Source organism: Streptomyces cacaoi (genome assembly GCF_006539165.1).
GTDB classification, from domain to species: Bacteria; Actinomycetota; Actinomycetes; order Streptomycetales; family Streptomycetaceae; genus Streptomyces; species Streptomyces cacaoi.
This window is the reverse complement of sequence record NZ_BJMM01000007.1, coordinates 127623-145431: the sequence shown is the minus strand read 5'-3', so window position 1 is coordinate 145431 and position 17809 is coordinate 127623. Positions and strand designations below refer to the sequence as shown.

Annotated in this window: 14 protein-coding genes; 4 read left to right on the top strand and 10 right to left on the bottom strand. The window is 74.8% G+C overall.

Going from position 1 to position 17809, the window contains the following annotated elements; genetic code table 11:
* Nucleotides 1-177: 177 nt before the first annotated feature.
* Complete coding sequence (locus SCA03_RS09730; protein WP_030877295.1) at nucleotides 178-378, bottom strand: hypothetical protein; 201 nt, start codon at nucleotides 376-378, stop codon at nucleotides 178-180.
* A gap of 276 nt (nucleotides 379-654) precedes the next feature.
* Nucleotides 655-4134, bottom strand: coding sequence for a S41 family peptidase (locus SCA03_RS09725; protein ID WP_141275310.1), 3480 nt, complete (start codon nucleotides 4132-4134; stop codon nucleotides 655-657).
* A gap of 314 nt (nucleotides 4135-4448) precedes the next feature.
* Here SCA03_RS09725 and SCA03_RS09720 point away from each other — a divergent pair, with 314 nt between their 5' ends.
* Entirely contained in the window at nucleotides 4449-6695 is a 2247-nt protein-coding gene (locus SCA03_RS09720) for an MMPL family transporter (RefSeq protein WP_086814309.1), read from the top strand.
* 235 nt (nucleotides 6696-6930) lie between these two features.
* On the opposite strand, the gene SCA03_RS09715 is transcribed toward SCA03_RS09720, so the two are convergent.
* Nucleotides 6931-7344, bottom strand: a complete 414-nt coding sequence (locus SCA03_RS09715; RefSeq protein WP_030877304.1) for an SsgA family sporulation/cell division regulator — start codon at nucleotides 7342-7344, stop codon at nucleotides 6931-6933.
* Between the two features lie 622 nt (nucleotides 7345-7966).
* Between SCA03_RS09715 and SCA03_RS09710 the strand changes: the two genes are divergently transcribed.
* Together SCA03_RS09710 and SCA03_RS09705 are read left to right on the top strand one after the other, a co-directional pair.
* Nucleotides 7967-9196, top strand: a complete 1230-nt coding sequence (locus tag SCA03_RS09710; protein ID WP_141275309.1) for a serine hydrolase domain-containing protein — start codon at nucleotides 7967-7969, stop codon at nucleotides 9194-9196.
* A 126-nt stretch (nucleotides 9197-9322) separates the two neighbouring features.
* Nucleotides 9323-9784 (top strand): MarR family winged helix-turn-helix transcriptional regulator, encoded by a 462-nt coding sequence (locus SCA03_RS09705; protein WP_086817262.1) that lies wholly within the window; start codon nucleotides 9323-9325, stop codon nucleotides 9782-9784.
* A gap of 9 nt (nucleotides 9785-9793) precedes the next feature.
* Here SCA03_RS09705 and SCA03_RS09700 read toward each other — a convergent pair whose 3' ends face one another.
* Nucleotides 9794-10609, bottom strand: coding sequence for a siderophore-interacting protein (locus SCA03_RS09700; protein ID WP_230988561.1), 816 nt, complete (start codon nucleotides 10607-10609; stop codon nucleotides 9794-9796).
* Nucleotides 10610-10743: 134 nt separating this feature from the next.
* Here SCA03_RS09700 and SCA03_RS09695 point away from each other — a divergent pair, with 134 nt between their 5' ends.
* Complete coding sequence (locus SCA03_RS09695; RefSeq protein WP_086817258.1) at nucleotides 10744-11391, top strand: TetR/AcrR family transcriptional regulator; 648 nt, start codon at nucleotides 10744-10746, stop codon at nucleotides 11389-11391.
* A gap of 21 nt (nucleotides 11392-11412) precedes the next feature.
* Here the strand turns inward: SCA03_RS09695 and SCA03_RS09690 are convergent, their stop codons facing one another.
* From SCA03_RS09690 to rsmI, 6 genes are all read right to left on the bottom strand, one after another.
* Entirely contained in the window at nucleotides 11413-12336 is a 924-nt protein-coding gene (locus tag SCA03_RS09690; protein ID WP_086817256.1) for a 4-(cytidine 5'-diphospho)-2-C-methyl-D-erythritol kinase, read from the bottom strand.
* The gene (rsmA, locus tag SCA03_RS09685) at nucleotides 12333-13280 is read right to left on the bottom strand and encodes a 16S rRNA (adenine(1518)-N(6)/adenine(1519)-N(6))-dimethyltransferase RsmA (RefSeq protein WP_211293548.1); all 948 of its coding nucleotides are present in this window, start codon (nucleotides 13278-13280) and stop codon (nucleotides 12333-12335) included. The genes SCA03_RS09690 and rsmA overlap by 4 nt, the downstream gene beginning before the upstream one ends.
* Before the next feature lie 140 nt (nucleotides 13281-13420).
* A complete protein-coding gene (locus SCA03_RS09680) occupies nucleotides 13421-15298 on the bottom strand; it encodes a resuscitation-promoting factor (RefSeq protein ID WP_371863908.1) in 1878 nt (625 codons plus the stop codon).
* Nucleotides 15299-15477: 179 nt separating this feature from the next.
* On the bottom strand, nucleotides 15478-16353 hold the full coding sequence (locus tag SCA03_RS09675) for a TatD family hydrolase (protein ID WP_078872862.1): 876 nt from the start codon (nucleotides 16351-16353) through the stop codon (nucleotides 15478-15480).
* 97 nt (nucleotides 16354-16450) lie between these two features.
* Nucleotides 16451-16744, bottom strand: coding sequence for a hypothetical protein (locus SCA03_RS09670; protein WP_086817252.1), 294 nt, complete (start codon nucleotides 16742-16744; stop codon nucleotides 16451-16453).
* Nucleotides 16745-16949: 205 nt separating this feature from the next.
* Nucleotides 16950-17798, bottom strand: a complete 849-nt coding sequence (gene rsmI, locus SCA03_RS09665) for a 16S rRNA (cytidine(1402)-2'-O)-methyltransferase (RefSeq protein WP_030877334.1) — start codon at nucleotides 17796-17798, stop codon at nucleotides 16950-16952.
* Nucleotides 17799-17809 lie beyond the last annotated feature (11 nt).

Below are 17809 nucleotides of genomic sequence, written 5' to 3'. Positions count from 1 at the left end.
CCCGTGCGCCGTGGGGGCGCGGGCCGGGGCGTGAGCCGAGGAAGAACGCCGGGGCCCCGGGGAGCGGCCACGCCGGTCGTGGCGCGGACTCCCGGGGGCCCAGGGCGCGTTCAGTGCGGGAACGGCGGAGCTCGAAGGCTCCGGGCCCCGGGGTGCCAGGGCCCGGAGCCCCGGGGCTCAGCTCTCGTGCCCGCCCTTGCCGGTGTCCTTGTTGCCGGTGCGCTCCTTGGCCTGCTGCTGGGCCTTGTCCTTCATCTCCTCGGTCTTGCCGCCCTGCGAGCGCTGCTCGCCGGACTGCTCCTTGGAGTCGCCCATCTTTTCCTTGGCCTTGTTCTGGAGCTGTTCGGCCTTGTCCTTGAACTGGTCCGAGAGACCCATCGTCACTCCTTCGGGGACAGCGTTCAGGTGGCTTCTTCCAGCCTGGCACGGGGTCGCAAAGCTCGCATGTCCGGCATTTGCCGTAACGCTGCCACCCCTGATCCGGACCGCGGCACGGGACCGCGGTGCCGGTTCCGGTACAGGCCCCGCACGGCCTTCGGCCCGGGCTCGGGCCCGGACCCGGGCGCCGTGGCCCACCGCGGGGCTCCGGCGCCGGACGGGCACACCGGTCGCGCACGCGGGGAATCCGGGCCGGGTCCGGGACGGAGCCAGGCGTCATTCCCGGGGCGGCAGCGGCGGACGGGAGCGGTCCGGTACGTCGCTGTAGTCCGGCGGGGTGCGTGCCGGGTGGCGCTCCAGCAGGTCGAGCGCGGTGCGTACGGCCGTCTCCAGCACCGAGTGGCGGCCCTCGGCCCAGTCCAGCGGGGTGCGCAGCACCTCGATGTCGGGCGCGACCCCGTGGTTCTCGACGGACCAGCCGTAGCCGTCGAACCACGCGGCGTTCATCGGCACGGTGATGACGGTGCCGTCCACCAGCCGGTGCCGGCCGGTCATCCCGACGACTCCGCCCCAGGTCCGGGCGCCGATCACCGGGCCGAGCCCCAGCAGCCGGAAGGCGGCGATGATCATGTCGCCGTCGGAGGCGGTCGCCTCGTCGGCGACGGCGACGACGGGCCCGCGCGGTGCGTTGCTCGTGTAGGAGACCGGCTGCGCGTTGCGGGTCAGATCCCAGCCGAGGATGTGCCGGGTCAGTTTCTCCAGCACCAGCTCGCTGATGTGCCCGCCGGCGTTGCCCCGGACGTCGACGATCAGCGCCGGCCAGGACACCTCCAGCCGCACGTCCCGGTTGAACTGGGCCCAGCCGGAGCCGCCCATGTCGGGGATGTGCAGATAGCCGCACTTGCCGCCGCTCAGCTCGCGGACGACCTCGCGGCGGCGTGCGACCCAGTCCTGGTAGCGCAGCGGACGCTCGTCGATCAGCGGCATGGCGGCCACCCGCCGCGGCCCCTCCTGCCGCACCGACAGCTCGACGGTCGTCCCGCCGGCCGCGGCCAGCAGCGGCCCCGGCCCCGCCGCGTCGTCCACGGGGCGCGCGTCCACATGGGTGAGCACCGCGCCCTCCCGTACCGGCGTCCCGGCCAGCGGTGAACGGGCCCGGGAGTCCGAGGAGTTGCCGGGCAGGATGCGGGCGATCTTCCAGCCCTCGGGGGTGTGCACCAGGTCGGCGCCGAGGAAGCCGATGGGCCGCTGGTAGTGCGGGGGCCCCTCGTCGCGCCGGGCCGGGGTGACATAGGCGTGCGAGGTGCCCAGCTCGCCCAGTACCTCGCGCAGCAGATCGGCGAACTCGTCCGGGGAGGCCACGCGTTCGACGAGCGGGCGGTACTGGTCGAGGATGCCGCGCCAGTCGATGCCGCTCATGCCCGGGTCCCAGAAGTACGCCCGGATCAGCCGGCCCGCCTCCTCGTACGCCTGGCGCCACTCGGCGGCCGGGTCCACGTCGTGCAGGATGCGGCGCGGGTCGATGTGCGTGGTGGAGTTGGCGTCGGCGCTCTCGTCGGCGGGCACGGCGCGCAGGTCGCCCTCGTCGTGGACGACGAGCCGGGTCCCGTCGCCGCTGACCGCGAACCAGTCGATGTCGCTGGTCAGTTCGGTGCGTTTGGCCGTGGTGAGGTCGAAGTGCTCCAGGGTGGGCCGGCCCGAGGTGTCCGCCGGGTTCACGAAGGTCTCCCCGAGCGCACCGGAGATGGGGAAGCGCAGCCAGATCACCCCGCCCCCGGCGACGGGTTCCAGGGCCGAGTACTTCGACGCGGTCACCGGGAACGGCGTCACCCGGTTCGCCAGCCCCTCGGTCTCCACCAGCACCGTGGTCTCCGGCCCCTCGTCGCCCGTGCGGTCCTGCGGATCCATGCCGCCGGCGGCCGGCCGGCCCTCCGGGGTGAGCGCGAACGGTGACAGCGTCGCCGACGAGAGCGGCACCAGGTAGGGACGGCAGCCCAGCGGGAAGGACAGATCCCCGGTGTGCACGTCGTAGACCGGGTCGAAGCCGCGCCAGGACAGGAAGGCGAGATAGCGCCCGTCGCGGGTGAAGACGGGCTGCTCGTCCTCGAACCGGCCGTCGGTGACGTCGGTGATCCAGCCGTCCGGCACCTTCGCGATCTTGATCTGGGCGAGCGAGCGGCCGACGCCCGGGTGTGCCCAGGTCAGCCAGCGGGAGTCGGGCGCCCAGGCGAGGTCGCCGACGGGCCCGTTCAGGGAGCGGATCAGCTCGGTGATGCCGCCGGGCGGCTCCTCCGCGGCCTGCCCGGCGCCGTCCTCCGGGCGCCGCCCCGCGTCGTCGCCGCCGTCGTCCGGCGGTTCGAGCGGTGCGCCGACGCCGCTGCCGTCGTCCAGCGGTGTGCGCGGTGTGTCGGAGACGTCGACGAGCAGCAGCCGGCCGTCGTGCGTGGCGACGGCGACGGTGTTCCCGTCCGGGGAGGCGGCCGTCTCCAGCACCCGGCCCAGCGCCCCGGCCGCCACCCGGCGGGGCGGGCGCGGCGCCGTCGCCCGGGGCAGATCGGCGATCTCGATCGCGTCCGCGCCCTCCGCGTCCGTCACATAGGCGATCCGGCCGGTGCCGCCCAGCATCCGCGGCAGCCGGACCCGCACCCCGGGGGTGTCCGCCAGCGCACGCGCCGGCCCGTCGCGGTGGGTGAGCCAGTACAGGCTGCCGCGCACGCCCACCGCGCTGGCACGCCCGGTCGGGTCCACGGCCAGCGCCTCGACGTGCGCGGCGGCCGGGATCTGGTAGCCGCGCCGCCCGGTGCGCGGCCCGCCCAGCCGCAGCCGCAGCCGGCGGGGGCGCGCGGTGTGCGAGAAGTCGTCCACCAGCCACAGTTCGCCCGCGCACTGGTAGACCACCCGGCGCCCGTCGGTGGCGGCGCGCCGGGCGTAGAAGTCGGCGTGGTCGGTGTGCCGGCGCAGGTCGGAGCCGTCCGGCAGACAGGAGTAGAGGTTGCCGATGCCCTCGTGGTCGGAGAGGAAGGCGATCCGCTCCCCGACCAGCATCGGGGCCTCCAGATGGCCTTCGAGTCCGGGCAGCAGCCGCGCGCCCTGGAGCCAGAGCCGGCCCGTCGCCCCGCCCCGGTAGCGCTTCCAGGAGGCGGGCTCGTGCGGGGGCGTGCCGGTCAGCAGCAGGGTGCGGCGCTCGCCCGCCTGCTCGCCGACGGCGATGTCGGAGACCGGTCCCCAGGGCAGCCGGCTGCCCGGGCAGGAGGGCTCGTCCCGGCCGGGCGGCGGTGCGTCGGGCCCGTGCACCGGCACCCGGTACGACCAGGCGTGGTGGGCGAACGGCTGGCCGTGCGAGGCGACCGCCAGGACGTCGCCCTCCGGCGTCCAGCCGCGTACGCGGGTGTCGGTCGCGCCCCAGTGGGTCAGCCGCCGTGCCGGGCCGCCCTCGGCGGGCACCAGATGGATCTCCGGGTCGAGGCTGCGCCAGGTCGTGAAGGCGACGAGGGAGCCGTCCGGCGAGAAGCGGGGATGTGCCACCCGGGTGCGGTCGACCGTCAGCCGCCAGGCGCGCGGCGGGGGCTCGCCCGGCGCGGGCAGCGGGCAGATCCACAGGTCGTCCTCGGCGACGAAGCAGAGCCGGTCGCCGTGCAGATGCGGATAGCGGAGGTAGTCACCGGCCGCGGGCGCCGCCTCGGCCGCCCGGGCCTGCGGGGCCGGCCGAGCCGGGTCCGCCGTGTGGGATGCGCGGGCCGCGCCGTCCTCGGTCATCTCTCCCATGGTTCGACGCCCGCAGCGCACCGGCAAGTTGTGACCTGCGCCTCACTTCCTGGCCGGAACTCATCGTTCTCCTGCGAGTCCGCGTCGTTTGACATGAACTCTCATGTTCCGGGCGCCGGTCGGCCGGTGGGCCCCGCCCGCCGGTCCCGCGCCCCGCTCGGCCGGTCGGCTCCGCCGGTCCGTCCGCAGGTCCGCTCGCCGGTCCGCGGCCGGTGCTTCGCCGGCCCGCCCGCCCGTCCGCCCGCCCGTCCGTCTGCCCGATCCGCCCGTCCGTCCGTTCCGCCTGGAGACCCGGAGACCCTCACGTGGCCACCTTTCTCTACAAGCTCGGCAGGCTCGCCTTCCGGCGCCGCCGCATCGTCGCCCTCGTCTGGGTGGCGCTGCTGGTCGCGGCCGGTGTGGGCGCGTCCACCGCCTCGACACCGCCCGACGACGACTTCGCCCTGCCCGGCACCGAGGCGCAGCGGGCCTTCGACCTGCTGGAGGAACGCTTTCCCGACACCCACGCGGAGGGCGCGACGGCCCGGATGGTCTTCCGCGCGCCGACCGGCGAGAAGATCACGGCGACCCGCAACAAGGAGGCCGTGCGCGAGACCGTCCGCGAGCTGGGCGGCGGCCAGGCCGCGCAGGTCTCCGACCCGTTCGAGGGCGGCGGGGCCATCAGCAAGGACGGCAGCATCGCCTACACCTCGGTCACCTACAAGGCCCCGGCCCAGGACCTCACCGACGCCACACGCGAGGGCATCGAGGACGCGGCCCAGCAGGCGCGGGACGCCGGGCTGACCGTCGAGACCGGTGGGGACGCGCTGCTCACCGAGCCCGACATGGGCAATGCCGAGATCATCGGGATAGCCGTCGCCGCGATCGTGCTGATCCTGACCTTCGGATCGCTGATCGCGGCCGGACTGCCGCTGGTCACCGCGCTCATCGGGGTCATGATCGGCATCTCGGGGATCGCCGCGCTCGGCGCCACCCTCGGGCTGTCGGCCAACACCTCGACGCTGGCCATGATGATCGGCCTCGCCGTCGGTATCGACTACGCGCTGTTCATCGCCTCCCGGTACCGCGCCGAACTGAGCGAGGGCCGCGCACGCGAGGAGGCCGCGGGCCGCGCGGTCGGAACGGCCGGCTCCGCCGTGGTCTTCGCCGGGCTGACGGTCGTGATCGCGCTCGCCGGGCTCTCGGTCGTCAACATCCCGGTGCTGACCAAGATGGGCCTGGCCGCGGCCGGCACCGTGGTCATCGCCGTCCTCGTCGCGCTCACGCTGGTGCCGGCCGCGCTCGGCCTGGTCGGCAAGCGGATCTTCGGACGCCGGGTGCGCAAGGCCAACCCGCTCACCGGGGCGCCGCCCGCCGCCGGAGCTGCGGGGGAGCGCCCGAAGGCCGGGGCGCGCTGGGCCGGCTTCGTACTGCGCCGGCCGGTCCTGGTGCTGGTCACCACGGTGCTGGCGCTCGGCGCGCTGGCCGTGCCCGTCGGCTCGATGAAGCTCGGCCTGCCCGACGAGGGCAACCAGCCCGAGAGCACCACCCAGCGCAAGGCATACGACCTGCTCTCCGACGGCTTCGGCCCCGGCTTCAACGGCCCGCTGACGGGGGTCGCCGACACCCGCGGCGCGGAGGACGCACCGGCCGCGCTCGCCGAGATCACCAAGCGTCTGGAGCGGGTGGACGGCGTCGCGGCGGTGACGCCCGCGACCCCCAACAAGGCCGGGGACACCGCCACGTTCACCGCCGTCCCGGAGTACGGGCCCAGCGACGCGCGCACCGAGGACGTCGTACACGCGATCCGCGGTCAGGCCGGTGAGATCGAGTGGGAGACGGGGGTGAAGCTGCTGGTGTCCGGCTCGACGGCCGTCGCCATCGACTTCTCCCAGGTCATGAACGACGCGCTGATCCCGTATCTGGCGCTGGTCGTCGGGCTGGCGTTCCTGCTGCTGATGCTCGTCTTCCGCTCGGTGCTGGTGCCGCTGAAGGCCGCGCTCGGCTTCCTGCTCTCGGTGCTGGCGGCGCTCGGCTCCGTCGTCGCGGTCTTCCAGTGGGGCTGGGCCGCCTCGCTGCTCGGCGTGGAACAGACCGGGCCGATCATGAGCATGATGCCGATCTTCATGGTGGGCGTGATCTTCGGCCTCGCGATGGACTACGAGGTCTTCCTGGTGAGCCGGATGCGCGAGGCGTATGTGCACGGCGAGGGTCCGGGAGCGGCCGTGATCAGCGGCTTCCGGCTGGGCGCCCGGGTCGTCTCGGCGGCGGCCGTCATCATGATCAGTGTCTTCGCCGGCTTCGTCGGCGCCTCGGAACCGATGATCAAGATGATGGGCTTCGGCCTCGCCGTCGCGATCCTGTTCGACGCCTTCGTGGTGCGGATGGCGCTCGTGCCCGCCGTCCTCGGGCTGCTGGGCCGCCGGGCCTGGTGGCTGCCGCGCCGGCTGGACCGTCTCCTGCCGAACGTCGACGTCGAGGGCGAACGCCTCCGGCAGCGCCTCGGCGACGGACAGCCGGGCCCCGCACCGCACATCCCGGCCCAGCGCCGCCCGGAACACACCCGCGTCTGACGCCGAACCGACACAGGTGACGCGGTGACCCCGGGGGCCGACGGCTCCCGGGGCGCCGGTGCGTCCGGAGGCCGGACGCATTCGGTGTCGCCGGGTGACGCCGGTGCGCCCCGGGGTGCCGGGTGGCGTCGGTGAAGTCCGGGCGCCTGGTGCCGGGTGGCGTCGGTGAAGTCCGGGTGCCGGGGAGCGCGGCGACCGCCGGGCGGAGCGCCGTACGGTTCCGCCCGGCAGGGGTTCAGACCCCGCGCAGCAGGCTCGCGAGCCCCTCGTCCAGATCGAGCCGGGCGCTCTCCCCGCCGGCCGGGACCAGTTCGTAGGAGCACTGGAGAAAGCCCCACAGATCCGCCGCGCGGAACTCCAGCACGGCGACGCCCTCCCCGGTGTGCAGCTCGATCACCGTCTGCTCCAGCCCGCAGGGCCACACATGGACATCGCCCTCGCCGGCCGGGCCGCGCAGGCCCTCGGCGAGCAGCTCGCGGGCGAACACCCAGGAGACCTCGGCCCCGTCCAGGGAGATGTCCGGCGGGAAGACGATGCGCACGGCCAGCGGATCCAGCTCGTCGTAGCGGAGGGCAGGCGTGAGGGACCGGGTCGTGGGCGGGTTGGTGATGAGCTGGGCCTGCACGGTGTGGTCGATGACCTTGTACACATCTGCTCCTCTGGGTCGGGAACACCCGGGCTGTTCACCGCGGGACCGCGCGCACCGGGTTGCCCCTTCGTCTGGACAGACGCGCGGCGGGCCCGGACAGTCACCCGGGACGGCAGGTGAGGTGCACCACAGCCGGTCAGGAAGTGACCCGGCTCACTCACAAACCGGTCATTCGTGAATACTCTCCCGCCTCCCCGCGCTGTGATCTCGCACGGGCGTGCGCGGCACTCGGGGGTGCCTGCCCGCGTGCGACCCGGCGCGCGGCACCCTCGACACCCTCCCAGCGCCACCGGATCCGCCACCACGACCGACGCGCCCGCGCCCCGCCCGAACGCCTGCGCGACCGGCCGCGTGTCCGCCCGGGCGGGGCCGGGTGACGCCGTACCCCCGCGCCCTGTCCGCCGCGGCGCCGTAGGACGATGGGGACACGCACGAGACGGCTCGGGACGAGGACCGCGCGAGCGGAGGCCCCCGCACTCCCGGCGCTGTCCCGTCACACGGGGCGGGCCGGGCGGGGCGGGGTGCCGGAGTGCGCGGGGCGGGGTGCGGGGGCCGAGGGTGCGAAGGCGCGGGTGTCCGGCGGGCGTACGGCGCCGGTGGAGTCGACGGGAGCGAAGGAAGCGTGGCAGCAGTCGTTCACGGAACGGTGGCGGACGGGTACGAACCCGTCCGCGATGCCTTCGTACGGAACTTCGAGGAGCTCGGGGAGGCGGGCGCGGCCGTGGCCGTGCACCGGGACGGCCGGAAGGTCGTCGATCTGTGGGGCGGTACCACCGACCCGCGCGACGCGACGGCTCCGCCGTGGGAACGGGACACCGCGGTCGTCGTCCGCTCCGCAACCAAGGGTCTCGCGGCGGCCGTCCCGCATCTGCTGCACCAGCGCGGCCAGCTCGACCTGGACGCGCCCGTCGGCACCTACTGGCCGGAGTTCAAGGCCAACGGCAAGGAACGCGTGCTGGTCCGCCATCTGCTGGCACACCGCGCCGGACTGCCCGCGCTCGATACGTCCCTCACGCCTGAACAGCTGCTCGACGGGGCGCACACCGCCCGGGCGCTCGCCGCCCAGGCCCCCGAGTGGACACCCGGCACCGCACACGGCTACCACCCGCACACCTACGGCTGGCTGCTGTCCGCACTGATGCGCAGGGCGACCGGCGGGCGCGGGCTCGGCCGCTGGTTCGCCGACGAGATAGCCCGTCCCCTCGGCCTCGACGCCTGGATCGGGCTCCCCGACGCCGTCGCCGCCGCCGCTGCCGCACCCGGATCCGCCCGGATCGCCCGCGTTGCCGAGGGTGCCGCCCCGCCACCGGCCCGCGGCGCCGTACGGACCCGCCCCAAGCGGGCCGTCCTCGACGCCTGGGCCGACCCCGGTTCGCTGACCCGGCGCGCCTTCGACGTCGTGCTCCCGCACCCCGACGAGAACGACCCCGCCTACCGCGCCGCCGAACTCCCCGCCTCCTCCGGCGTCGCCACCGCCCGTGCCCTCTCCCGCTTCTACGCCGCGCTCATCGGCCCCGTGGGAGAGGAGCTGACCGGGCCGCCCGAGAGCGAGGGCCGGCGGCTGTTCACGCCCGCCACCCTCACCCAGGCCCGCTCCCAGGAGTCCGAGGGCCCCGACCGGGTCCTCCTCGTCTCCACCCGCTTCGGCCTCGGCTACATGCTCCACGGCCCGGCGGCGCCGATGTACGGCCCCGGCTCCTTCGGTCATCCGGGCCGCGGCGGCTCCCTCGGTATGGCCGACCCGGAGTCCGGCCTCGCCCTCGGCTACGTCACCAACACCCTCCACAAGTCCGTCACCAGCGACCCCCGGCCCCAGGCGATCCTCCGCGCCCTGCGGGCCGTGGTGGGCTGAGCCGAAGGGTGCCCGGGTCCGGCGCGGGGTCGGCCGGGGCCGCACGGGCGGCCGTTGACTTCAACTTGGCTTCAACTTCTAGGTTTCCCTCGTCAGCAGTCGGAACCGTGGACGAGGGAGTCGGCCGTGGAGTACTCGCACAGCGATGAGGAACTGATCCGGCAGCCCATCGGGTACTGGAGCTGGGCCGCGGCGAAGGCCGTGGTGTCGCGGACGCGCGGGGCGCTCGCCGGGCTCGGGCTGAGCCAGCCGCAGTGGTGGGTGCTGGCCCGGGTCGCGGCGTCGGCCGGTGAGGGGCGGACGCGGGGCGAGGTGACCGAGGTGCTGCGGGGGTATCTCGACGTGGGCGACCGGTCGTTGGGGGAGGAGATCGACGAGGCGGTCGTCCGGGGGTGGCTCGTCGAGGACGCCGCAGGGCGGCTGCGGCTCACGGCCGAGGGGGAGGAGCTGTACGCCGGGGCGGCGCGGCTCCAGGACGAGTTGTGGGCCGAGCGGCACGCGGGGATCTCCGACGAGGAGTACCTGGTCACCATGAAGGCGTTGCAGCGGTTCATCCACAACACCGGTGGGCGGGCCTGGCACCACTGACGGGCGGGCTCACCCGGGGGAGGAGCGGCCGGTGCGCCAGTAGCCGACGAAGGCGACGTCGGACTTGGCCCAGCCCCGTTCGCCGACCAGATGGCGGCGCACCCCGGTGGCCAGCCCGGCCTCCCCGGCCACCCAGGCGTAGCCGGGCGCCTCGGGCAGGTCGGCGCGGCGCACGGCGTCCAGCGCCAGGCGCCCCGGTATCGAGGGGGTGCGGGGATCGTCGTCCCGCGGGAGCCAGTGGATGCGCAGGCCCTCGCGGGCGTCGAGCCCGGTGCCGGTGCGGATGTCGTCGGTCCCGGGCACCTCCAGGAAGACCTCGGCGCGCAGGGACGGAGGAGCGTCGTCGAGGATCGACAGGACGGCGGGCAGCGCGCTCTCGTCCGCCACGAGCAGCTGCCGGTCGGCGTGCCGCGGCGGCAGGTAGGTGCGGCCCAGGTCGAAGATGCCGGCGGGGTCGCCGGGCCGGGCGCGGGTGGCCCAGGCGCTGGCGGGGCCCGTGCCGTGCACGGCGAACTCGATGTCCAGCTCGTGCTGTTCGGGCCGCAGCCGGCGCACGGTGTAGTTGCGCACCCAGGGCCTGCGGCTCTTCGGCAGCAGCATCAGCTCGACCATCCACGCGTTGCCGGCGAGGTTGGGCATCCGGAGGTCCTCCTGTCCCTCGCGGGGGAAGAACAGCCGGACGCCCTGGTCGTAGCCGGAGTGCTCCAGATGCTCCAGCTCCGGGCCGGCGAGGGTGATGCGCCGGAAGTGCGGGCTGATGCGGGTGTTCTCGTGCACCCGGAGGTTGATCATCCTGCGGGTCTCGGGCAGCTGGATTCGTGGCATGTCCGCACGCCTCTCGGGTGGATCGCGGCACCAGGAGGCCGGTGACATCGGCGTCCTCGCTGGTCAGGGCATAATTATGAGCAATTGCTCGCCTTGTGCGGTACTCGCTTTCCCGATGCGTCACAGGAGGTGCCATGGCAGCGGACGGGCGGCGGCTGCGGCCCCGCAAACAGCCGAAACAGGCCCGGGCCGAGATAACCCGGCAGCGGATCCTCCGAGCGGCTGCTCACGTTTTCACCGAGTACGGCTACGCCGCGGGCACCACCAACCGGATCGCGGAGGCCGCCGGGATCTCGATCGGCTCGCTGTACCAGTACTACCCGAACAAGGACGCGATCCTGGCCGAGTTGACGGCGCAGCACCTCGACGCGGGCATGGCCGCGGGCGCGCGGGTGCGCTCCGGCGAACTGCCCGAGTCGCTCGACGCCGTACTGCGGCTGTTCGTGCGCATCGTCCTGGGCAACCATGTCGAGCCGCCGGAGTACCTCCGCGTGCTCGCGGAGCGCTCGCCCCGGACGCCCCAGGTGATGGCGATGGTCCAGGAGCACGAGGACGCCAACATCGCCTATCTGCGGGAGGTGTTGGAGACCCACCCCGAGGTGCGGGTGGCCGACACCGCCACCGCGGCCGTGCTGATCGCGAGCACGCTGGAACTGGTCGTCCACCACGTCGCCTCCCGCACCGGACCCGCCGTCGACCGCGACCGCTTCGAGAACGAACTCGTCGCCATGATGAGCCGGTATCTGCGGGGAGAGGCGGAACCCCCGGGGCCGACGGCCTGACGGGCGGCGGCCCCGTCGGCCTCAGACGAGCGTCGCGCCCGCCGCCGGGCCCACCGCCGGGCGTGCGGTGCGGCAGGTGCCGGAGGCGAGCAGGGCCTGCGCGGCGCGGGCGGCCGAGGCGGCGTCCTGGACGAGGAACGCACAGGTGGGCCCCGAGCCGGACACCAGTCCGGCGAGGGCACCGGCGGCGAGCCCGGCGTCCAGGGTCTCGGCGAGCGAGGGGCGCAGCGAGACGGCGGCCGGCTGGAGGTCGTTGCGCAGGGAGGCGGCCAGCGCGGCGGCGTCCCCGGCGCGCAGCGCCGTCAGCAGCGCGGGATCCGGTTCGGGCTCCGGGACGGCGTCCGCGCCCCGCCCCTCGGCCTGCCGCAGCCGGTCGCACTCGCGGTAGACGTCCGGGGTGGACAGCCCGCCGTCGGCGACGGCGAACACCCAGTGGAACTCCCCGCCGGTCTCCAGCGGGGTGAGCAGTTCGCCGCGGCCACGGCCGAGCGCGGCGCCGCCGGTGAGGCTGAAGGGCACGTCGGAGCCCAACTCGGCGCACAGCGCGAGCAGTTCCTCGTGCGGGGTGCGGGTGCCCCACAGCCGGTCGCAGGCCAGCAGGGCACCGGCCGCGTCGGCGCTGCCGCCCGCCATACCGCCCGCGACGGGGATGTCCTTGGCGATGTGCAGATGCACGTCGGGCTCCCGGCCGTGCCGGTCGGCGAGCAGGCGTGCGGCGCGGACGGCGAGATTGCTCTCGTCCAGCGGGACGAGGGCGGCGTCCGGGCCCGAGACGGTCAGCCGGGGCGCGGGCGCCGGGGTCGCGCTGACGGAGTCGTACAGGCCGACGGCCAGGAAGACGTTGGCCAGGTCGTGGAATCCGTCCGGGCGCGGTCCGCCGACCGCGAGCTGGACGTTGACCTTGGCCGGTACGCGAACGGTGACGGTGGCGGCGGGCTCGGTCACGCGGGGGGCTCCTCCTCGTCCTGTCGTGCTGGGTGTGCGGTGACCGGCGGGGCCGTGCGGCCGGCCGGGCCGGGCGCCTCCTTCTCCGGGCGCGGGCCGGCACCGGCCCGGGGGCCGTGCTCGGCGACCGCCGCGAACTCCTCGACGGTGAGCGACTCGCCGCGCGCCCGCGGGGAGACGCCGGCGGCCAGCAGGGCCTGCTCGGCGGCGGCCCCCGAACCGGCCCAGCCGGCCAGCGCGGCCCGCAGGGTCTTGCGCCGCTGCGCGAACGCGGCGTCCACGACGGCGAAGACCTCGTCGCGGGAAGCGGTGGTGCGCGGCGGGTGCGGGCGGCGTACCAGCGAGACCAGCCCCGAATCGACGTTCGGCGCGGGCCAGAAGACGTTCCGGCCGATCGCGCCGGCCCGCTTCACCTCGCAGTACCAGGCGGCCTTGACCGACGGCACCCCGTACACCTTCGAACCGGGCGCTGCCGCCAGCCGGTCGGCGACCTCCGACTGCACCATCACCAGCGTCCGTTCGATGCCGGGGAACGTCGCCAGCATGTGCAGCAGGACCGGAACGGCCACGTTGTACGGGAGGTTGGCGACGAGCGCCGTCGGCGCCGGGCCCGGCAGCGCGGTGACGCGCAGCGCGTCGTCGTGCACGAGCGTGAACCGGCCGGCCCGCTCCGGCAGGCGCGCGGCGACCGTCGCGGGAAGCGCCCCCGCCAGCACGTCGTCGATCTCGACGGCCGTCACCTGGCGGGCCGTCTCCAGCAGCGCCAGCGTCAGCGAACCGAGGCCGGGGCCGATCTCCACGACGACGTCGTCCGGCCGCACCCCGGCCGCACGGACGATACGGCGCACCGTGTTCGGGTCGATGACGAAGTTCTGGCCGCGCTGCTTCGTGGGGCGCACCCCCAGCGCGGCGGCCAGCTCGCGGACCTCGGCGGGACCGAGCAGCGCGCCGCCGTCCCCGCCGCCGCTGTCCGCGCCGCTGTTGTCCGCACCGCCGGGGGCGGTGCCGGACCCGGCCTCTCCCGCCGGTGCGGGACGGGTGCCGGGGTGGCCGTCGGGGCCGTGCGGTGGGGAAGGGGCAGCGCTCACCGCGACAGTTTACGGCCGCACACCGGCCACGGGCTCGCCCCCCGTGCGACGTACAGCTTCTTCGCGCGGTACGTCTGCTCGGCGGCCGGGGCGTCCTGCGGGCGGCCGCTCCCGCCGAGCCCGCGCCAGGTGCGGGCGTCGAACTGGTAGAGGCCGCCGTAGGTGCCGGAGGAGTCGACGGCGTCGGGGCGGCCGCCCGACTCGCAGCGGGCCAGCGCGGACCAGTCGAGCCCCTCGGCGCCCGCGACCGGGGGCGGCCCGGTGCGGGTGCCGACCCGCACCACCTGGGTACGGGGCTCGCGCAGCACCTCGGCACCGGTGCGCCGCGGCTTCATCCGCACGCCGTTGACGGTCCGCAGCGCGTAGGTGATCCGCCGCAGCCCCGGCCTGCCGCGCTGCGCGATCACCTGGGTGCCCTTGCGCAGCCGCGGGTCCTCGCGGTGGACGGTGGTGAACGGGATGTGTTCCTCGCGGACCTGCTCGCCGCCGGTGATCCGCATGACGGTGACCGTCTGCCCCTCGCGCGGAAAGCTGTCCAGCGGCACGGACGCCGTGTCCTCGCCGCGCAGCCGCACCCCGGCCGCGCGCAGCAGCTCCCCGACCGTCTCCGCGGTGGTCCGCACCCGCCGCTCGCGCCCGTCGGCCAGGACGCCGACGGTGCGTTCCGTCCACACCTCCAGCTCGCGCCCTGAGCGCGGGACCCGCGCCGTGAGCGGGGCCGAGATCCGCGCGCCCGCGGCGCGCACCCCCAGCTCGCGCAGGGCGCCGCCCACCGTCCCCGCCGTCGTCCACACCCGGTGGACCCGGCCGTCCAGGGTGAGCCGGAGGGGCCGGCCGGAGCGGACGGTCACCGTGTCGCCGTGTGCCAGCCGCGCGTCGCGGCCCGGCTCGACGGCGTCGTGCCCGCCCGGCCGTACGCCCTCGTCCGCGAGCAGTTGGGAGACGCTGCCCGCGAACGTGTGCAGGCTGTGCCGCTGTCCGTCGACGTCCAGCTCGACGGCCTTGTCGTGCGCGACGAACGCGGACGTCCCGCCCGCCAGCACCGCCACCACCGCGGCCTGCGGGACCAGCCGCCGCCACGCCTCCCCTCCCTGGCTCTGCGTCCCGGCCCGGCGTGCGCCGCCCGCGCGACGGTGGGCCCGGCCGGCGGTCGGGTGGCCGGCAGGCGTGTGCGGCAGCACGTACGCCCCGCCCACCGCGTACGGCACGGGAACGGGCGCGGGCCCGCACGGGCCCTCGGGTGCGCCCGGGGACACGACGGGAGACGCGACGGGAGACGTGTCCAGGGACACGGTGGGAGGGCAGACGGGAGGGACGTCGAACCGGGGGAGCGGAATGGTGGGCTCCGGCGTCTCCGCGGGGCCGGGCCGCAGCCGGTGCCCGGCCGACTGCCCCGCGCCGTCCCCGGCTTCAGCAGCGGACGGCGACCACGGCGACCACAGCTGAGCGGGTTCCAGCTCCCCGGTCCGCGCCCAGGAATGCGCCGGAGACTGCGCCCACTGCTGTGTCCCCTGCTGTGTCCCCTGATGCGTCCCCTGCTGTGCCCAGTGCGCTGCCCCCTGAGGCGTCCCCTGCTGCGTCCACTGCTGTGTGAGTTGCCGAGTGGGCTGCTGGGCCGATTGCAGGGGCACGTGCTGCGTCGACTGCTGTGCCGACTGCTGGGCCGACTGCTGCGTCCAGGGTTCTTCCGGCGGCCGTACGTCCTCCCACGACCACGACTGCGTCGGCTGTCGCCCCCACTCCTGTGCCCACGCCTCCGGCCACTGCTGTACGGGCTCCCACTGCTGTACGGGCTCGTGCGCCGGTGCGTGGTCCCCCGGCCGCTGTGCCCAGGAGGCGTGCGGGGCGTACGGCAGGGTGGGGGTCTGGCTCACGGCGCGCTCCAAGGGTCCGGCCGGTGGGAGCCTGTCGGACAGGCCCGGCGGGCGCGGACTGTAGCGGAGCCGTCGTCACCATCCAAAGTCGGGCGGTCACCCTGTGTCGTGAACCGCGGCCGTGTGGCCGGGTGTTCGGGTGTTCGGGCCCGGGGCCGCGCGGCCCCGGGCCGGTGGAATCAGTACCCGAAGGCGCGGGCGGTGTTGGCCGCGACGTGCCGGGCGAGGGTCTCCTCCGTCATGCCCTTCGTCTCCGCCATGGCCCGCAGCGTGACCGGAACGAGGTAGGGCGCGTTGGGCCGCCCCCGGTACGGCGACGGTGTGAGGAACGGCGCGTCCGTCTCGACGAGGACCAGCTCCGGCGGGGCGACGGCCAGCGCGTCCCGCAGCGGCTGCGCGTTCTTGAACGTGACGTTCCCCGCGAAGGACATGAACCAGCCGCGCTCGGCGCAGTGCCGCGCCATCTCCGCGTCGCCCGAGTAGCAGTGGAAGACGGTGCGTTCGGGGGCGCCCTCCTCGTCCAGGATGCGCAGCACATCGGCGTGCGCGTCCCGGTCGTGGATGACGAGCGCCTTGTTCAGCCGCTTGGCGAGCGCGATGTGCGCCCGGAAGGAGCGCTGTTGGGCCGCCTTTCCCTCCTCGCCGGTGCGGAAGTGGTCGAGGCCCGTCTCGCCGACGGCGAGCACCTGGGGCAGCGCCGCCAGCTTCTCGATACCGGCGAGCGCCTCGTCCAGCGCCTCCTCACCCTCCTCGGCCGCCAGCCGGGGCGCCTCGTTGGGGTGCAGCGCGACGGCCGCCCACACGTTCTCCCAGTCGGCGGCCACATCCGCCGCCCACCGGGAGCGCTCCAGATCGCAGCCCACCTGGATCACCGTCGTCACACCGACCGAGGCCGCGTCGCGGAGGGCCTCGGCGACGGACGGCACCTGCATGTCCAGATGGGTGTGCGAGTCGGCGACGGGCACCGCGAGGGGCTCGGGCAGCGGGGGCGGCTCCTGCTCTGCTCGCGGCTTGGAGCGGGCTGCGGACGGGGAGTCGGCGGAGGGGGTGGACATGCCCGCGATGATAATGCGGCCCCGGCGGCCCGCTCCGGTCGGCCGTCCGGCGTCCGCACCCGTCCGGAAAACGCCGCCCGGATGCCCGGGGAAATACTCAGTGGTGCAACTGGGCCGCTTCCGCCGTGGAAACCCGGCCGGAACGCATGATGCGCACGAGATGCCCCTCGCAATTGCGGCAGGTGGGCCGGGTGAGCGGTGAAGGAACGCGCTCGCCGTCGGCGTAATAGGCGATCAGCGGCCGCCCGTCGGCATATTCGAGGTGGCGTATTTCGTATTCCTGCTCCCAACCGTGACCGCACTTCATGCAGGCAAAGGAGTACGCCTCGTGCGCGGTCCGGTCCGTGGTCCGGGCCGCGGTGGTGTGTGCGCCGCTGACGTCGTGCTTCATGGCAACTCCTCTCTCCGGGCGGTGACGCCCGCCTCCCAGTGGACTCCCGGTCGGAGAGAAATGCAGCAGCTCTGCCCCTCTATTGGCGCAGATTTTGTTCCGGCGTCAGAAAACCCGGTCGCCGCGAGGAGTTCTCTTTGCCCCGGCGCGCAAGGTTTTTACCCGCGGCCGGGAACAACCGGCCGTGCACCGGGCGGCCCCCCGGTCACGGCTTCGCGTGCTTCCGCGCCACGACCGCGTCGAAGACCTCACGTTTGGGAACGCCCGTCTCGCGCGCCACCGCGGCGATCGCCTCCTTGCGCCGCTCACCGGCCTCCTCGCGGGCCTCGACCCGGGCGACGAGATCCGCGGGACCCAGCGCGCCCGGATCCGGCGGCGCCGCGCCCCGCACCACGACCGTGATCTCCCCGCGCACCCCCTCGGCCGCCCACGCGGCCAACTCGTCGAGCGGGCCGCGCCGCACCTCCTCGTACGTCTTGGTCAACTCCCGGCAGACGGCGGCCTCCCGGCTGCCGCCGAACACCTCCGCCATCGCGGCCAGCGTGGCGTCCAGCCGGTGCGGCGCCTCGAAGTAGACGAGGGTGCGCCGCTCCTGCGCCGCCTCCCGCAGCCGCGCCAGCCGCTCGCCCTGCTTGCGCGGCAGGAAACCCTCGAAACAGAACCGGTCCACCGGCAGGCCCGAGACCGCCAGCGCCGTCAGCACCGCCGAGGGGCCCGGCACCGCCGTGATCCGCACCCCCCGCTCCACGGCCGCCGCCACCAGCCGGAACCCCGGGTCCGAGACGGACGGCATGCCCGCGTCCGTCACCAGCACCACCCGGGCGCCGCCCGCCAGCTCCTCGGCCAGCTCCGGTGTGCGCGCCGACTCGTTCCCCTCGAAGTACGAGACGATCCGGCCGCCCGGCTCGATCTCCAGCTGACGTGTCAGCCGGCGCAGCCGCCGGGTGTCCTCGGCGGCGATGACATCGGCCGCGGCCAGTTCGGCGGCCAGCCGGGGCGGGGCGTCCAAGGGGTCGCCGATCGGGGTCCCGGCGAGCACGAGCGTTCCAGTCACCCGCCCATCCT

Coding starts and splice junctions, on each gene's coding strand:
- SCA03_RS09695 (WP_086817258.1), top strand. CDS start 10,744: ATGGCAGCGGACGGGCGGCGGCTGCGGCCCCGCAAACAGCCGAAACAG.
- SCA03_RS09675 (WP_078872862.1), bottom strand. CDS start 16,353: ATGTCCACCCCCTCCGCCGACTCCCCGTCCGCAGCCCGCTCCAAGCCG.
- SCA03_RS09730 (WP_030877295.1), bottom strand. CDS start 378: ATGGGTCTCTCGGACCAGTTCAAGGACAAGGCCGAACAGCTCCAGAAC.
- SCA03_RS09725 (WP_141275310.1), bottom strand. CDS start 4,134: ATGACCGAGGACGGCGCGGCCCGCGCATCCCACACGGCGGACCCGGCT.
- SCA03_RS09700 (WP_230988561.1), bottom strand. CDS start 10,609: ATGCCACGAATCCAGCTGCCCGAGACCCGCAGGATGATCAACCTCCGG.
- SCA03_RS09670 (WP_086817252.1), bottom strand. CDS start 16,744: ATGAAGCACGACGTCAGCGGCGCACACACCACCGCGGCCCGGACCACG.